Source organism: Streptomyces sp. NPDC091287, assembly GCF_044768525.1.
Classification (GTDB): Bacteria; Actinomycetota; Actinomycetes; order Streptomycetales; family Streptomycetaceae; genus Streptomyces.
Genome location: NZ_JBIVUV010000013.1, coordinates 239,324 through 253,360 on the forward strand (window position 1 = coordinate 239,324; position 14,037 = coordinate 253,360).

The window sequence follows — 14,037 nt, forward strand, 5'->3', positions numbered from 1 at the left end:
CCAGGATGCGGCGAACGGGAGTGGCGAGAAGGGCGTTCGTGCTGGGTGCGGCCGGACTGCTGGCGGCGATGACGTCGGCCGGTGACGCGGTCGCTTTTCCGGCGGGGAGGAGAAGGGGCGGCGGCCGGTTCGCGGCGCCGGGTCAGGTGCGCGGCATGTGGATCGCCACGGTCGCCAACATCGACTGGCCGTCCAAGCCGGGGCTCACGGCGGCGCGACAGGAGACCGAGCTGTTCGCGTATCTGGACCGGGCGGTCGAGCTGCGGCTCAACACGGTGGTGTTCCAGGTCCGGCCGACCGCCGACGCCCTGTGGCCCTCGCCGCACGAGCCGTGGGCCGCCTGCCTCACCGGGACCCAGGGGAAGGACCCGGGCTGGGACCCGCTCGGCACGGCGGTGCGCGCCGCGCACGACCGGAGCCTGGAGCTGCATGCCTGGTTCAACCCCTACCGGGTGGCGAACCACACCGACCCCACCCGCCTCATCGCCTCCCACCCGGCCCGGCTGAACCCGAGCTGGATCGTGCCGTACGGCGGGAAGCTCTACTACAACCCCGGGCTGCCGGAGGTCCGCCGCTTCGTCCAGGACGCGATGCTGGACGCCGTGCGGCGCTACGACATCGACGCGGTGCACTGGGACGACTACTTCTACCCGTACCCGGTGGCCGGTCAGACCTTCGACGACGACGCGGAGTTCGAGCGGTACGGCGGCGGCTTCGCCGACCGGGCGGCCTGGCGGCGCGACAACATCGACCGGCTCGTGCGCGAGACGGGGGAGCGGATCCGGAAGATCAAGCCCCACGTCCGCTTCGGGGTCAGCCCCTTCGCGGTCTGGCGCAACGCGGCGACCGACCCGTTGGGTTCGGACACCCGGGCGGGCGTGCAGACGTACGACGATCTGTACGCCGACACCCGTAAGTGGGTCAAGGAAGGGTGGATCGACTACATCTGCCCGCAGATCTACTGGTATGTCGGCCAGGCCGCCGCCGACTACGCGAAGGTCCTCGCCTGGTGGAGCCGGACCGTCCGGGGCACGGGCGTCGATCTGTACGTGGGTGAGGCGCTGTACAAGGCGGGTGACCCCGCCCAGGCGGATCCCTGGCAGGACCCGGCGGAGCTCTCCCGCCACCTCACCCTCGCCGGGGACCACACGGAGGTGGGCGGCCATGTCTTCTTCTCCGGGAAGAGCGTGATGGCGGACCGGATCGGCGCGATGCGACGCGTGGTGGCCGACCACTACACGGACCGGGTCCGGCTCTATCCGGACCGGGGCCGCACGTATCCGCACCGCGGTCGCCCTTCGGTGAGGTGATCCGGGTCCCGGGGGTCCGGTCTCCACGGGGCGCGCGGTGGTCGGGTCGGCCCGGGACAGGGCATGGCTGAGGGGCGCGCGGGTGGCCGGGGTCCGGGTGTGCGAGCCCCGGCCACGCGCCTCCTGCCGCTACTGCCCGTCCTTCGGCACCTCCCTGTGCTGGACGACGCTGTCGGGGCCCGGTGACATCAGGTGTTCGTGGCCGTTTTCGAAGCGGAGCCGGTACGGGGGAGCGCCCCCGTCGCCGAGCACCTCGATGATCTCGGCGACCCGGTCGTGCTGTCCCACGGTCCTGCCGTGCATCAGCAGCCGGTCGCCCGTGTGTGCCTCCATCGGGAGCGACCTCCTCACAGGGGAAGACGGTGTCCGTGTCGACAAGTCTATGACCGTACGCGCCGGGATTCCCCCGCTGCGCCACGGTCGGCCCGCTGGGTGGCGGCGATGCAGACGAGCACGGCCACCGCCGCGACCGGAGCCGCGGCGGACATCTCCTCGCCGAGCAGGAGGAAGGACCACACGAGCGTCAGCAGCGGCTGCGCGAGCTGGAGCTGACTGGCCCGGGCGACACCGATCGCCGCCATGCCCCGGTACCAGACGTACAGTCCGAGGAAGGTCGACCCGGCGGCGACCCACACCAGACCGAGGACGCCGTGGGCGTTCAGGTGCACGGGTTCGAGGGGCAGGGCCACCAGGCTGCCCGCCACCGCGAGCGGCAGGCACAGGACCAGGGCCCAGCCGATCACGTGCCATCCCGGCATCAGCCGGGCCAGCCGGCCGCCCTCGGTGTACCCGGCCGCGCACACGAGCAGCGCGCCGAACAGGTACAGGTCGCCGGGGGCGAGAGCCCCGCCGCTCTGCTGCACGGTGAAGGCGATCACCACGGCGGCCCCGGCGAGAGCCGCGGTCCAGAACGTGCGCGAAGGGCGCTCCCCGGTGCGCAGGGATCCCAGCACCGCCGTGGTCAGCGGCAGCAGGCCCACGACCACGGCCGCGTGCGAGGTGGTGGAGGTCTGCAGAGCCAGCGTCGTCAGCAGCGGGAAGCCCACCACCACCCCGCCCCCGACGACCGCGAGCCCGGCCCAGTGCCGGCGTTCGGGCAGCGGGACGCGCGCGGCCAGCAGCACGCTGCCCGCGATCAGGGCGGCGAGCACGCTGCGCAGGGCGACCAGGGACCAGGGGCCGAAGCTCTCCAGGCCCCAGGCCGTGGCCGGGAAGGTGAGCGAGAACGCCACTACGCCGAGCCCGGCCAGCACGGTGCCGCTCCGGCCGGCCGGGGACCCCGGCGCGGGCCGGCTCACCGACCCGTCCGCGGTCGAAGTAGTGGCCGCTTCCGACAGGATCGCCGGAGCGGTCCGAGGGGTGCCTACCGGCTCGGCAACCGCTATCGATGAAGACGGGGTAGCGCTATTATCTGCTCTCATGCAAGAGCGTAGCAGTGTCGCCGAACTGGTCACTTCTTTGCGGGCCGAACTCAACCGCTACTCCGCCGGTGGAAAGCTGCCGTCCAGTCGTGCACTCGTCGAGCGGTTCCGGGTCAGCCCCGTCACCGTCTCCCGCGCCATCGCCCAGCTCGCCGCCGAGGGGCTCGTCGTCACCCGCCCCGGCTCCGGCGCCTTCCGGGCGCATCCCCGCGCCGCACTGCCCGCGCCGGGCGACACGTCCTGGCAGGAGGTGTCGCTGAGCGGCGACGGCGGGCCCGAGGTGGTGCCGCGCACCGTGGACGCCTCCGGCGTGCTGGTCACCCTCGCCGCACCGCCGCCCGGCGTCATCGAGTTCAACGGCGGCTACCTCCACGCCTCCCTCCAGCCCGAGCGGGCGCTCTCCGCGGCCCTGGCCCGCGCGGGCCGCAGGCCCGGCGCCTGGGGCCGCCCCCCGACCGACGGACTGCCCGAACTGCGCTCCTGGTTCGCCCGCGAGATCGGCCCCGCCGTCTCCGGCACCGACGTCCTGATCACCGCGGGGGGCCAGAGCGCCCTGGCCACCGCGCTGCGCGCGCTCGCCCCGCCCGGCGCCCCGGTCCTCGTGGAGTCGCCCACCTACCCCGGGATGCTCGCCGCCGCCCGCGCCACCGGGCTGCGCCCCGTCCCCGTGCCGATGGACGCCGACGGGGTACGCCCCGAACTGCTCGCCGACGCGTTCCGGGCCACCGGCGCCCGGGTCTTCGTCACCCAGCCGCTCTTCCAGAACCCCACCGGGGCCACCCTCGCACCCGCCCGCCGCCCCGAGATCCTGGCTATCGCCCGCGCGGCCGGGGCGTTCGTGGTCGAGGACGACTTCGCCCGCCGGCTCGTCCACGACGACGCCGGACCGCTTTCCGCGCCGCTGGCCGCCGACGATCCCGACGGCGTCGTCGTCCACGTCTGTTCGCTCACCAAGGTCACCTCGCCCAGCCTGCGGGTCGGGGCTCTGGCCGCCCGAGGGCCGGTGCTGGAGCGCCTGCGGGCCATCCAGGTCGTCGACAGCTTCTTCGTACCCCGGCCACTCCAGGAGGCCGCGCTGGAACTCGTCGGCTCCCCGTCCTGGGGCCGCCACCTCGCCGCCGTAGCCACCGAGCTGAGGTACCGCCGTACGACCATGGCGGCGGCTCTGGGCGGCGAGCTGCCGGAACTCGCGCTGCCACATCTCCCGGCGGGCGGCGGCAGCCTCTGGCTCCGGCTCCCGGGCGGCGGCGCGGGAACGGTCACCGACGAGCCGGCCGTCGTCTCGGCCGCCCTGCGCGCCTCCGTCGCCATCGCCCCCGGGCGCCCCTACTTCTGCGCCGAACCCCCGGCCGGCCATGTCCGCCTGAGCTTCGCCGCGGTCTCCGGGGCGGCCGAGATCGCGGAGGGCGTCCGCCGCCTCCGTACCGCCTTCGACGGGCTCCTGGGCGGCTAGGTCGTGTCCGCAAAGTCTCGTCTGGCCCACGACGCCTGGCACGCACTCTCGCGGCGTTGCCGAAATGCCCGAGTAGCTCCGCTACTAGGACACTCCGGCGCCTTGCGAGAGCACGCACCAGACGCCGCGGGCCCCGCCCAGAGGGCGGACGACGATACTTTGCGGACACTCCCTAGGGAGTGTCCGGCGCACGCCCCCGCCCGGTCGTTGCCACGTGGCGGGCGAGGTGTGCCTCGACGGCGCCGCGGGCGGTGGCGCACACCGCGCTCTCGGCGGAACGGGAGGGGTTGGCACTGATGCGGCTGTGGTGCATGTGCAGCAGTGACGCCAGGAGCGGGATCACCTGCGCTGCCGCAGCGCGAGGAGTTCGTGGATGCCCCGCTTGCGCACCCTCTTGACCAAACAGGCGTTCGGCCCCACCATCCCGCCATGACGCTTCGGGTCTCCCTGGTCGCAGCGGCGCGCAGCTCCTCCCGGCTGGCCGAACGCTTCGACGACGACCGGCCGCTCGATCAGGCCGGCTGGCACGAGGTGCAGCTCGTCGCCCACACGCTCGTCCCGCTCGGCGCCGCCGAGCTGCGCTACTGCTCGCCCACTCCGCGCAGCCGTGCCACCGGGGACGCCCTCGGCTTCGCGCCGATGGCGCAACCGGCCCTGCGTGACTGGGACATGGGCCGCTGGCGTGGGCTGACGCTGGGCGAGGTCACCGCCCGGGAACCGGCCGCCGTGGACCACTGGCTGGCGGACCCGCGCAGCGCGCCGCACGGCGGCGAGACGATGCTCGGCTTCATCGGGCGGGTCGGCGGCTGGCTGGACACCCGCCCCGCCGCCGACGGCCTCGTCGTCGCGGTCGCCGAACCCGCCGTGATCCGGGCCGCCCTCGTCTACGCCCTGAACGCCCCGCCCTCCGCGTACTGGAACGTCGACGTCCGTCCGCTGTCCACCATCACGCTGACCGGCCTGCCGGGCCGCTGGAGCCTGAGCCTGGAGGCGGGCATCCGCTGACCGGGGCGGGGCCGGGGGAGTCCAGGCCCTGGAGTGCCGCCCCTTCCCTCTTCCCTCCGGTCCGACCGGTCGGTACGTTGCGGGGGCATCCGGTTCCGCCGCCGGACGAGCGCCCGCGACGAGGGAGGCCCCGTGCCGCAGCTCCACGGCCACTGCGACGACCGGTTCGCCGGAGTCCGGGACGCCTTCGAGGAGAACTTCACCGAGCGCGGTGAACTGGGCGCGGCGGTGACCGTCCTGGTCGACGGGGAGCCGGTGGTGGACCTCTGGGGCGGCTGGGCCGACGCGGCCCGCACCCGCCCCTGGGAGCGGGACACCCTGGTCAACGTCTGGTCCACCGGCAAGGGCCCGACCGCGCTCTGCGCCCATGTCCTGGCCGACCGGGGCCTGCTCGACCTGGACGCCCCGGTCGCCGCCTACTGGCCCGAGTTCGCCGCGAACGGCAAGGAATCCGTCCTCGTACGCCACCTTCTCTCGCACCGCTCCGGAGTGGCCGGGCCCGACACCCCGCTCACCCTGGAGGAGCTGTACGACTGGGAGACGGCCTGCGCCCGGCTCGCCGCCACCACCCCCTGGTGGGAGCCGGGAACCCGCTCCGGCTACCACGCGATCAGTTACGGATTCCTCGTCGGCGAGGTGGTCCGCCGGATCACCGGGCTGCTGCCCGGGGCGTTCCTCCGGCGGGAGATCACCGGACCGCTGGGCATCGACTTCACCTTCGGCCTCCCGGAGGACCAGGTCCACCGGCTCGCCGAACTCGTCCAGGAACGCCCCGACCGGGCCGCCCAGGCCGGACTCCTGGCACGGATGACACCGGTCGCCGTCGCCTCCCTGCTCAACCCGTGCACCGGCCGGGCCGCCGCGAACACGGCCGCCTGGCGGGCGGCGGAGATCCCCGCGGCCAACGGCCACGGCACCGCCCGCGCGGTCGCCGCGCTCTACGGGATCCTGGCCGGACGCGGCAGCCTCGACGGCCGCCGGATCTTCTCCGAGAGGGCCGCGGCCCGCGTGGGCGAAGGGCAGGGCCCCTGCCGCGACCTCGTCCTCGGCGACGGCTTCGTACACGAGACGGAGATCGCCCTCGGCCTCTGGCTGAGCGGTGCGAACCGCTCCTACGGCCCCGACCCGCGGGCGCTCGGCCACGACGGCGCGGGCGGCTCCTGCGGTCTGGCCGACCCGGATGCCTCCATCGCCCTCGGGTACGTCATGAACCGGATGGGCTCCCGGCTCGCCGACGACCCGCGCAAGACGGCCCTGGTGGACGCCGTCTACGCGGCCCACGGGGAGACCACCGGGAGGTGAGCGGAACAGGGCGTCCGACGTGCCGACCCAACCCGGGTTTCACCTGCGGTTGCCAGGAATGTGAGGATGTCACCATGACAACCAAGGTCTACTTCGACATCACCATCGACGACGCGCCCGCAGGGCGCATCACGTTCAACCTGTTCGACGACGTCGTCCCCAAGACGGCGGAGAACTTCCGCGCGCTCGCCACCGGCGAGAAGGGCTTCGGCTACGCCGGTTCGTCCTTCCACCGCGTCATCACGGACTTCATGCTCCAGGGCGGCGACTTCACCCGCGGTGACGGCACCGGCGGCAAGAGCATCTACGGCGAGAAGTTCGCCGACGAGAACTTCACGCTCAAGCACGACCGCGTGGGCCTGCTCTCGATGGCCAACGCCGGAAAGAACACCAACGGTTCGCAGTTCTTCATCACCACGGTGCTCACTCCGTGGCTGGACGGCAAGCACGTGGTCTTCGGTGAGGTCGCCGACGACGACAGCATGGCCCTGGTCCGCAAGATCGAGGCGCTCGGCTCCTCCAGTGGCAAGACCCGCGCCAAGGTCACCATCGACAAGTCCGGCGTTCTCTGACCGGTCCGATAACCCGACGGGCCCGTGGTGGGGCCGTCCCACCGACGTAAGCGTCGGCGGGGCGGAACCCGGCCGCGGGCCCGTGGCGTGCGGCCGCCGGTTTCCGTGACACGGCCGTCGGCCCTGCCATCAGGCGCGTTCGACCGCCGGTCTGCCGATGGCCGGATTACTGCTGGCCGGACTGCGCGGCCCGCTCGGCGTTGCGCTCCTTGATCCGGGCGGACTCCTTGCGCACCTCGGCCTGCGTGGCGCGCTCCTTCTGGAGCCACTCGGGCATCTCGTCCTTCAGCGCGTCGACCTGCTCGGTGGTGAGCGCCTCGGTGACCCCGCCGCGGGCGAGCCCCGCGATGGAGATGCCGAGCTTCGCGGCGACGACCGGGCGGGGGTGCGGGCCCGTGCGGCGCAGCTCCACCAGCCAGGCGGGCGGGTCGGTCTGGAGGGCGTTGAGCTCGGTGCGCGAGACGGCACCCTCCTGGAACTCGGCGGGGGTGGCCTGGAGGTACACACCCAGCTTCTTCGCCGCCGTGGCGGGCTTCATGGTCTGGGCGGTCTTGTGCGACGTCATGGGTCCAGGGTATCGACCATGGGACATACCTCCGACCACCTGCCGGTAGCCTGGTTCCGTGACAGGCTCGAACATCCCCTCATCCTTCAGGCTCGCGTACGTTCCCGGCGTGACGCCCACCAAGTGGGTGAGGGTCTGGCACGAGCGGCTGCCCCACACCTCTCTGGAACTCGTCCAGGCCACCGCGGCCGAGGCACCGGAGCTGCTGGCGGACGGCGGCGCCGACGCCGGTCTCGTACGGCTCCCGGTCGACCGGGACGTCCTGAGCGCGATCCCCCTCTACACCGAGACGACCGTCGTCGTGATCCCCAAGGACCACGTCGCGACCGCCGCGGAGGAGGTGTCGCTCGCCGAGCTGTCCGACGAGATCGTGCTGCACCCGCTGGACGACCTCCTCGCCTGGGAGACCCTCCCCGGCCGCCCCGCCGTCGAGCGCCCGGCGACCACGGCGGACGCGATCGAGCTGGTGGCGGCGGGCGTGGGCGTCCTCCTCGTCCCGCAGTCCCTGGCCCGCCTCCACCACCGCAAGGACCTCACCTACCGTCCGGTCCCGGAAGCCCCCGAGTCACGCGTCGCCCTGTCCTGGCCCGAGGCGGAGGTCACCCCCGACCTGGTGGAGGAGTTCATCGGGATCGTCCGGGGGCGCACCGTCAACAGCACCCGGGGCCGCGCGGCCACCCCGCCGCGTCCGGCGAAGGACAACGCGAAGGACAAGGCGAAGGACAAGGCCAAGGACAAGGCCAAGGACAACAAGGCCAAGCGGGCCGGGGCGGGCGGCGGCGCGGGCGGCACCCGGAACAGGTCCGCGGCGGGCAGGAAGCCCCAGTCGGGCGGCCGCACCGGCGGCCAGGGCGGCAAGCGCGGAAAGCCGCGGGGCCGGTAGCGCACCGGGGCTCCGGCCCGCGCCCGTCGCATCCGGATTCGCCCCGCGAACGCCACCACACGCCGGTTGTCTCGTTGATGGAGCAACCGCCGTATGCAGGGGAGCGTCCGTCCGATGCCGAACATCCGCAGACCGATGCCGAACATCCGCTGGTGGTCGCCGACCGCGCGCGGGCCGTTGCCGAGCACCCGCAGAACCCAGCGCCTCGGCCTCGTCGGGATGCTGCTCATCGCCGTGGCCTTCGCCGGGTTCCAGCTGACAGCGGTCACCGGACGCGCCTCGCCCGACACGAAGAACTACCTCTCCTACGCTCTGAGCCTCAGCGGCGCGGACCGCCAGGAGGCGGGCCGACTGGCCATCGGCTACTCCTGTGCCAGCGGGCAGCACGCACCCCTGGAGTTCATCCCCTGGACCAGCAGGAAGGCCGCGGGAGAGTCGGAGGAGCGTTGCGTGCGCCGGTTGAACGACTCGGTCGCGTACTGGACCGACCACGGCAACACGTCGGGGATGACCGCACCGTTCGCCAACCAGCGCTTCATGGCCATTTTCGAGGCCAGGCCCGGCTATCCGCTGTTCCTGGTCCCCTTCGTGGCCGCCTTCGGAGCCACCTGGGGTCTCTGGCTCGCCGGGCTCGTCGTCGCGCTGGCCGGAAGCGTCTGCGTCCTGCTCACCCTCCGGGCCGCGGGGGCTTCCCGGCGCGCCGGGCTGGCCGGGCAGGCCCTGTACCTCGCCCTGCCCACCGGCACCGTCGCCATGAACCCCCTGAGCGACGGGCTCTCCCTGGCGCTCGGCACGGCGGTCGCCCTCGGCTGCGTCCTGCTGCTGCGGGACCGGCCCCGTACGGGCGCGGCGCTCGTCGCGGGCGGCCTCGCCCTGATGTTCCTCGTCCGCTACTCCCAGGCCCTGCTGCTGGCGGCCGCTCTCGCGGGCGTCTTCCTGGCCTGGGCCGGGTGGTTCCGGCTGAAGCGGCGGGCGCTCGCCCCCGTACTCCGGGTGTCCGCACTGTGCGGTGCGCTGGCGGCGATCGTCTACGCCGGGGCGCACCTCCTGTCCTGGCCCATGGGCCAGGACAGCGCCCAGGACCTGCTGACCCACCACTACCAGCGCCCCGACCGGCCCGACCCCTGGCCCGAGTTCTTCGTCCAGGAGCGGGTCTTCTGGTCGGCGTGGCTCCGACGCCAGGCCACCTACCCGGTCCTCCCCGTCCTGCTCGCGCTCTCGGCCTGGGCGCTGCTGAGACGGCGCTCCGTGGTGCTGCCCGTCGCCCTGGCGGCAGGGGCGGCGGGCCTGCTCAACCAGGCGGGCCACCCGAACCTCGACCAACTGCTCGGCCACCGCCTCATCGTGTTCGTCTGGCTGCTGCCCGTCCTGGCGATTCCGCTGCTCCTGGACCGGCCGCCGACCGACTCCCCGCCCCACGACGACACCACGCCACACGCCGCACCGGTTCCCGTGGGCGACGTCCCGGGCGAGATCCGTCACCCCACGTCGCGCAGCTGAAGAAGGTACGCCGCGGTCAGCGCGACGGCGCGGTCCTCGTCGTGCAGCAGCTCCCGGAGGGCACGTGAGGAAGCCGCCCCCGGGACGCCCGCCAGCGCCTGGGTCAGCCGCCCGCGCGCCGACGCGCCGGTGGTGTCGCGGGAGAGGCGGTCGACGAGCACGGCCGCGATCCGGTCCGCCGCCGTGTCGTCGCCGGCCAGCAGGCTCAGCGCGTCGGCCGCATCGGTGTCGTTCGTCCCCGCCACGACCAGGTCGACGAGCGCCGGGACCGCATCGGCCTCGCCGCGCGTCCCGAGGGCCAGGGCGGCGTAGCCGCGGACCACGGCGTCGGGGCTCCCCAGGGCGTCCCGCAGCAGTGCGGTGGCCTCACCGCCGGGCATCTCGGCGAGGGACCGGACGGCGCGTTCCCGCACCGCGGCCTCCGATGAGCCGAGCCCGTCCGCCAGCAGCGCGGGGCCGCTGCCGCCCGATCGCGCCAGGGCCCATCGAAGGGCCCCGGCCACATGCGGGTCGCCCTCGCCGAGCACCGCCTCGACCAGGGCCTCCACCGGAACCTCGTCGACCGAGGCGAGGGCGGCGCGCTGGCGGGCGTCGGCGCTCTTGGACCCCAACGCCCCCAGGAGCGTGACGACCTGGAGGACGTCCTCCCAGCCGACCGGATCCGCGGCGTGGATCCGGTGCAGCCGGGTGAGCAACTCGGTCTCCACCGCGATGCGTTCACGCGTCCGGCGGATCAGGTCGTCGACGAGCGCGGAGGGTGTGCAGCCGGGATCGTCGAGGGCGCGCCCGATCTCGCGCAGCGACAGCCCCACCGCCCGCAGGCTCTCGACATGGAAGATCCGCTGGATGTCCTTCTCGGAGTACTCCCGGTAACCGGACCCGGTGCGGCCCGACGGCCGCACCAGCCCGAGCGACTCGTAGTGCCGGAGCATGCGGGCACTGACTCCGGACCGCCGCGCGACTTCACCGATCAACACGCCCTAGGGACCTTCCTCATCGGAGCGGCCGGAGCGGCCGGAGCGGCCGGAGCGGCCGGAGCGACCAGAGCCATCGGAGCCATCGGAGCCGTGGGAGTCACCGGCATCACCGGCATCACCGGCGTCACCGACGTCACCGACGTCACCGGAGGCGCCCTGGCCGCCGAGGGCCACGACGCGCTTCGCCTCCTCCACGGCGAGCGTGAATCCGGCGTCCGGGTCGCTCAGCAGCCGTTGGGTGGCGAGCGCGTGCGCGTGGACGAGCGGGTCGGGGTTCCTCGTCGCGGCGGCCAGAGCCGGCGCCATCGCGTCCCCCAGGGCGACCAGCGCCTGGCTGAGACTCAGCCGGGTCTCCCGCCCGCCGCGCCCGAGCTGCGTCGCCAGCAGTACCGCCAACGCGGCCTCCTCCCCTTCCGGTACGAGCACCACCGCCGCCCGCCAGGCACTCCGCGCCACCTCGTCGTCGGCGTCGGTCAGGAGCGCCCGGGTGATCGCCGGCCACGCCCGCCGGTCCCCGATCTTGGACAGCGTGTGCAACGCCTGGCTCCGCGCCCGCGCCCGCTCGGAGCGGAGTTCGCGGAGCAGCGGGGGAAGGGTGACGGACACCGGGTGACGGGTGAGCGCCCAGGTCAGCATGTCGCGTACGAAGAACTCCGGCTCGACCGCGCACCGCTCGACGAGCGTGCCGACGAAGCGCGGGTCCGGCGTCGAGCCGACCGCCAGAGCGGCGCGCAGCCGCACCGACGCACGGTCGTCCTCCAGCCCCCGCAGCGCTCGTACCGTGTCCGTGTCGTGTCCCGTGACCGTCATCGAGACCACCTCCTCGGCCAGCAGTGAAGAGCTTGTCACCGTGTCAAGGTCAACCCTGGCGTGTGCCTCGGCCGGGGGCCCGGCTCACGGACCGCGCCAGACGTTGGCGAAGGCCGTGTTCTCGATGGTCCGCCGCTGGCGTACGGCCTCCAGCTCCATCACCGCTTCGTTGACGGTGGCGACCACGGTCGTCACCGTCTCGTCGTCGAGGCCGGGCTCGTCGTCGCCGGACCGTCCGCCGTCGATGCCCACGGCCGATGCGAGGGCGGCCAGGACGGGTTCCCCCTCCTCCCGGCGGCCGATGGCCCGGTGGCGGCCGGGGGTGTCGACCAGCTCCACGCGCCTGGGGCCGAAGGGCAGTCGGCCGCTCCTCTTCTGTGTGAGCTCGCCGTCCTTCTCCAGAGCGTCCTGGTAGGTGGCCGAGAGGTCCCGGCCGCGGCGCCACAGCCAGTCCTCGATCCGCTCGTAGGGCGGTTCCCGGGTGATCAGTGCGGCGGCCTCGCCGAGAAGCCGGTCGTCCGGCGTCGACGACCCGCCCGGCACGATGAGGTCGCCGTCCACGGTGACGGTTCCCGCACCGATGAGATCGAGCAGTTCGGCCCCCGCGAGGGCGAGCGACAGGTCGCCCTGCCCCACGGTGTGCTCCGGTACCGGATCCATGGCGATGATGAACAGGTCTTTCGCCGTGGTCATGAACGGCTCCCCTCAGAGGCATGGGCAGGGCGGGCCCCACCGGCCGCCCCGGCCAGGAGCCGGTTCGGCGGCGGGGCGACTGCTGCGACCAGTATCGCCTCCACCCGTGCCGTCCGGCCCTGGACCGGGGCCAGGTCCGAAGAAGTCGATGGCCGTCTCCCGGTGTGATCCCTAGGCTGAGCCGGTGAGCCATGGGAAAACCTCGTACGTCTGCCTCCCCTGCCGGGTCTCCTTCAAGCAGCCCCACGACCGGGCAAGGCAGCGGAACTGTCCGCGCTGTGCGGAGCCGATGATCCACGCGGGATCGGCGTTCGCGGCGCCGAGGAGGCGGGACGTCGCGGCCTGGCGGGCCCTCGCTGTGCTGCTGAACGCCGGCGTGGGATTCCACAAGAGCTGCTGCGGCGGGCCCGGATTCCGTCCACGGACTCCGCGTGAGGTGCGCGAGCGGCTGACGTACGCGCGGCGCAGCGGCACCCCGGTCGCCAAGGCGCTCGTCCGGTTCAACGTGCCGTAGGGCGTGATGGCCGTGGCTCGGACGCGGTCGGGCGGGCGGCCGGGTCCCCGGGGCTCCGTGGCGAGGCGCGGGGCACCCGCAGCCGGTCGTGGAGGACCGCGAAGGCCGTGCACGTGACGGGGAGGGTCACGGCCGCCGCGACCAGGACCCCGACGATGACGGGGGCGAGGATCCCGGCGTAGTACGCGGCGAAGAAGTTGCCCGTGGCCTGTTCGACGAGGTTACGGACGAGGGGCCGCAGCGGCAGGGCGACCTGTGCCACCAGCCGGAACACCCCGGCGGCGACAGCGGCCGACGGCAGCGCGAGGGCCAGGACGCGGGGCGCGCCGGTCCGTGTCCACGTCAGCGACCAGGAACGGCGCAGGGCCGCGCGCGGGCCGAGACCAGCGGCCGCGGCGGCCGGGGCGAGGGTGAGCGCGAGACGCAGCAGCGCGGCGATGAACAGGGCCGCCGCGGGGGAGACCATGACGAGCGTATGGGGCCACGATCCGCGTTCCAGGGGCTCCGGGGTGTCGAGGTGGTAGCCGGTGAGACGGTCCGCCACGACGAAGACGAGCAGGGGCAGCGGCCAGACGATCAGGCCACGCAGCGTGTACACGGCGAGCACCGGTCGCAGCCGTGCGGGCGCCGGGCCCCACGAGCGGCTGTCCCGGGCTGTCGCGGCGTAGTCCGCTGACTCCGCCCCGACAGCCCGGGAGCACACCGTCTGTAGGGCCGCGCTGCCGACGCCGAGGAGAAGCAGGAAGAGCGGGAGCGTGCCGAGGGCGACCGACGTCAGGTCGGTGTGGTCGTGCAGGTAGGGGTCCTCGGCGCGGTTCTCCGCCGGGCGTCGCCGCACCTGCCGTGCCACTGCTCGCCGAACCCCGCAGCCGGCTCTGGATCATGACCGGTCGCTTTGTGTGTCACCATGTGTACGCAGTGTCACTGCGCTGTCGCCTCGGTGCCCCGTGCGTCGGCGCGCCTGCGGAAACACGTCTTCCCGCCCGGCCCCACCCGCGACCGGCCCGGTCTGCCGGGAAGAGGGCCACGGCA

At 73.5% G+C, this 14,037-nt stretch carries 15 protein-coding genes; 8 read left to right on the forward strand and 7 right to left on the reverse strand.

Annotation, left to right across the window (positions count from 1 at the left end; all coding sequences use genetic code 11):
- The first annotated feature begins 38 nt into the window (after positions 1–38).
- The gene (locus tag ACIQRW_RS23340) at positions 39–1,310 is read left to right on the forward strand and encodes a glycoside hydrolase family 10 protein (protein WP_403763617.1); all 1,272 of its coding nucleotides are present in this window, start codon (positions 39–41) and stop codon (positions 1,308–1,310) included.
- Between the two features lie 129 nt (positions 1,311–1,439).
- Here the strand turns inward: ACIQRW_RS23340 and ACIQRW_RS23345 are convergent, their stop codons facing one another.
- Together ACIQRW_RS23345 and ACIQRW_RS23350 are read right to left on the reverse strand one after the other, a co-directional pair.
- Entirely contained in the window at positions 1,440–1,643 is a 204-nt protein-coding gene (locus ACIQRW_RS23345) for a DUF1918 domain-containing protein (protein WP_403763505.1), read from the reverse strand.
- Between the two features lie 47 nt (positions 1,644–1,690).
- Positions 1,691–2,731 (reverse strand): DMT family transporter, encoded by a 1,041-nt coding sequence (locus ACIQRW_RS23350; protein ID WP_403763508.1) that lies wholly within the window; start codon positions 2,729–2,731, stop codon positions 1,691–1,693.
- Between ACIQRW_RS23350 and ACIQRW_RS23355 the strand changes: the two genes are divergently transcribed.
- The 4 genes from ACIQRW_RS23355 (at position 2,730) to ACIQRW_RS23370 (ending at position 7,063) form a co-directional block, all read left to right on the forward strand.
- Positions 2,730–4,184 carry a PLP-dependent aminotransferase family protein gene (locus ACIQRW_RS23355; RefSeq protein WP_403763511.1) on the forward strand — a complete coding sequence of 485 codons (1,455 nt, stop codon included), beginning with the start codon at positions 2,730–2,732 and terminating at the stop codon, positions 4,182–4,184. The two genes, ACIQRW_RS23350 and ACIQRW_RS23355, sit on opposite strands and share 2 nt — an antisense overlap.
- A 429-nt stretch (positions 4,185–4,613) precedes the next feature.
- Positions 4,614–5,189, forward strand: coding sequence for a histidine phosphatase family protein (locus tag ACIQRW_RS23360; RefSeq protein ID WP_403763514.1), 576 nt, complete (start codon positions 4,614–4,616; stop codon positions 5,187–5,189).
- Between the two features lie 132 nt (positions 5,190–5,321).
- Positions 5,322–6,491 (forward strand): serine hydrolase domain-containing protein, encoded by a 1,170-nt coding sequence (locus tag ACIQRW_RS23365; RefSeq protein ID WP_403763517.1) that lies wholly within the window; start codon positions 5,322–5,324, stop codon positions 6,489–6,491.
- Positions 6,492–6,565: 74 nt separating this feature from the next.
- Positions 6,566–7,063 (forward strand): peptidylprolyl isomerase, encoded by a 498-nt coding sequence (locus ACIQRW_RS23370; RefSeq protein WP_215109274.1) that lies wholly within the window; start codon positions 6,566–6,568, stop codon positions 7,061–7,063.
- Between the two features lie 166 nt (positions 7,064–7,229).
- Here ACIQRW_RS23370 and ACIQRW_RS23375 read toward each other — a convergent pair whose 3' ends face one another.
- Positions 7,230–7,628: a DUF5997 family protein gene (locus ACIQRW_RS23375; protein WP_403763520.1), complete on the reverse strand. Its 399-nt coding sequence runs from the start codon at positions 7,626–7,628 to the stop codon at positions 7,230–7,232.
- 58 nt (positions 7,629–7,686) lie between these two features.
- On the opposite strand from ACIQRW_RS23375, the gene ACIQRW_RS23380 reads away from it, so the two are divergent.
- Positions 7,687–8,511 carry a LysR family transcriptional regulator substrate-binding protein gene (locus ACIQRW_RS23380; protein WP_403763523.1) on the forward strand — a complete coding sequence of 275 codons (825 nt, stop codon included), beginning with the start codon at positions 7,687–7,689 and terminating at the stop codon, positions 8,509–8,511.
- Between the two features lie 114 nt (positions 8,512–8,625).
- Complete coding sequence (locus ACIQRW_RS23385; RefSeq protein WP_403763525.1) at positions 8,626–10,011, forward strand: hypothetical protein; 1,386 nt, start codon at positions 8,626–8,628, stop codon at positions 10,009–10,011.
- Here ACIQRW_RS23385 and ACIQRW_RS23390 read toward each other — a convergent pair.
- The 3 genes from ACIQRW_RS23390 to ACIQRW_RS23400 are packed head-to-tail and all read right to left on the reverse strand — an operon-like array spanning position 9,990 to position 12,491.
- Positions 9,990–10,988, reverse strand: coding sequence for a MerR family transcriptional regulator (locus ACIQRW_RS23390; protein ID WP_403763527.1), 999 nt, complete (start codon positions 10,986–10,988; stop codon positions 9,990–9,992). The genes ACIQRW_RS23385 and ACIQRW_RS23390 overlap by 22 nt on opposite strands.
- 3 nt (positions 10,989–10,991) lie before the next feature.
- Positions 10,992–11,837 carry a HEAT repeat domain-containing protein gene (locus ACIQRW_RS23395; protein WP_403763530.1) on the reverse strand — a complete coding sequence of 282 codons (846 nt, stop codon included), beginning with the start codon at positions 11,835–11,837 and terminating at the stop codon, positions 10,992–10,994.
- Positions 11,838–11,882: 45 nt separating this feature from the next.
- Entirely contained in the window at positions 11,883–12,491 is a 609-nt protein-coding gene (locus ACIQRW_RS23400) for a GPP34 family phosphoprotein (protein ID WP_403763533.1), read from the reverse strand.
- A 184-nt stretch (positions 12,492–12,675) separates the two neighbouring features.
- Here ACIQRW_RS23400 and ACIQRW_RS23405 point away from each other — a divergent pair, with 184 nt between their 5' ends.
- Entirely contained in the window at positions 12,676–13,005 is a 330-nt protein-coding gene (locus ACIQRW_RS23405; RefSeq protein ID WP_403763536.1) for a deoxyxylulose-5-phosphate synthase, read from the forward strand.
- Here the strand turns inward: ACIQRW_RS23405 and ACIQRW_RS23410 are convergent.
- Complete coding sequence (locus tag ACIQRW_RS23410; RefSeq protein ID WP_403763539.1) at positions 12,992–13,855, reverse strand: hypothetical protein; 864 nt, start codon at positions 13,853–13,855, stop codon at positions 12,992–12,994. The two genes, ACIQRW_RS23405 and ACIQRW_RS23410, sit on opposite strands and share 14 nt — an antisense overlap.
- Between the last annotated feature and the right edge of the window lie 182 nt (positions 13,856–14,037).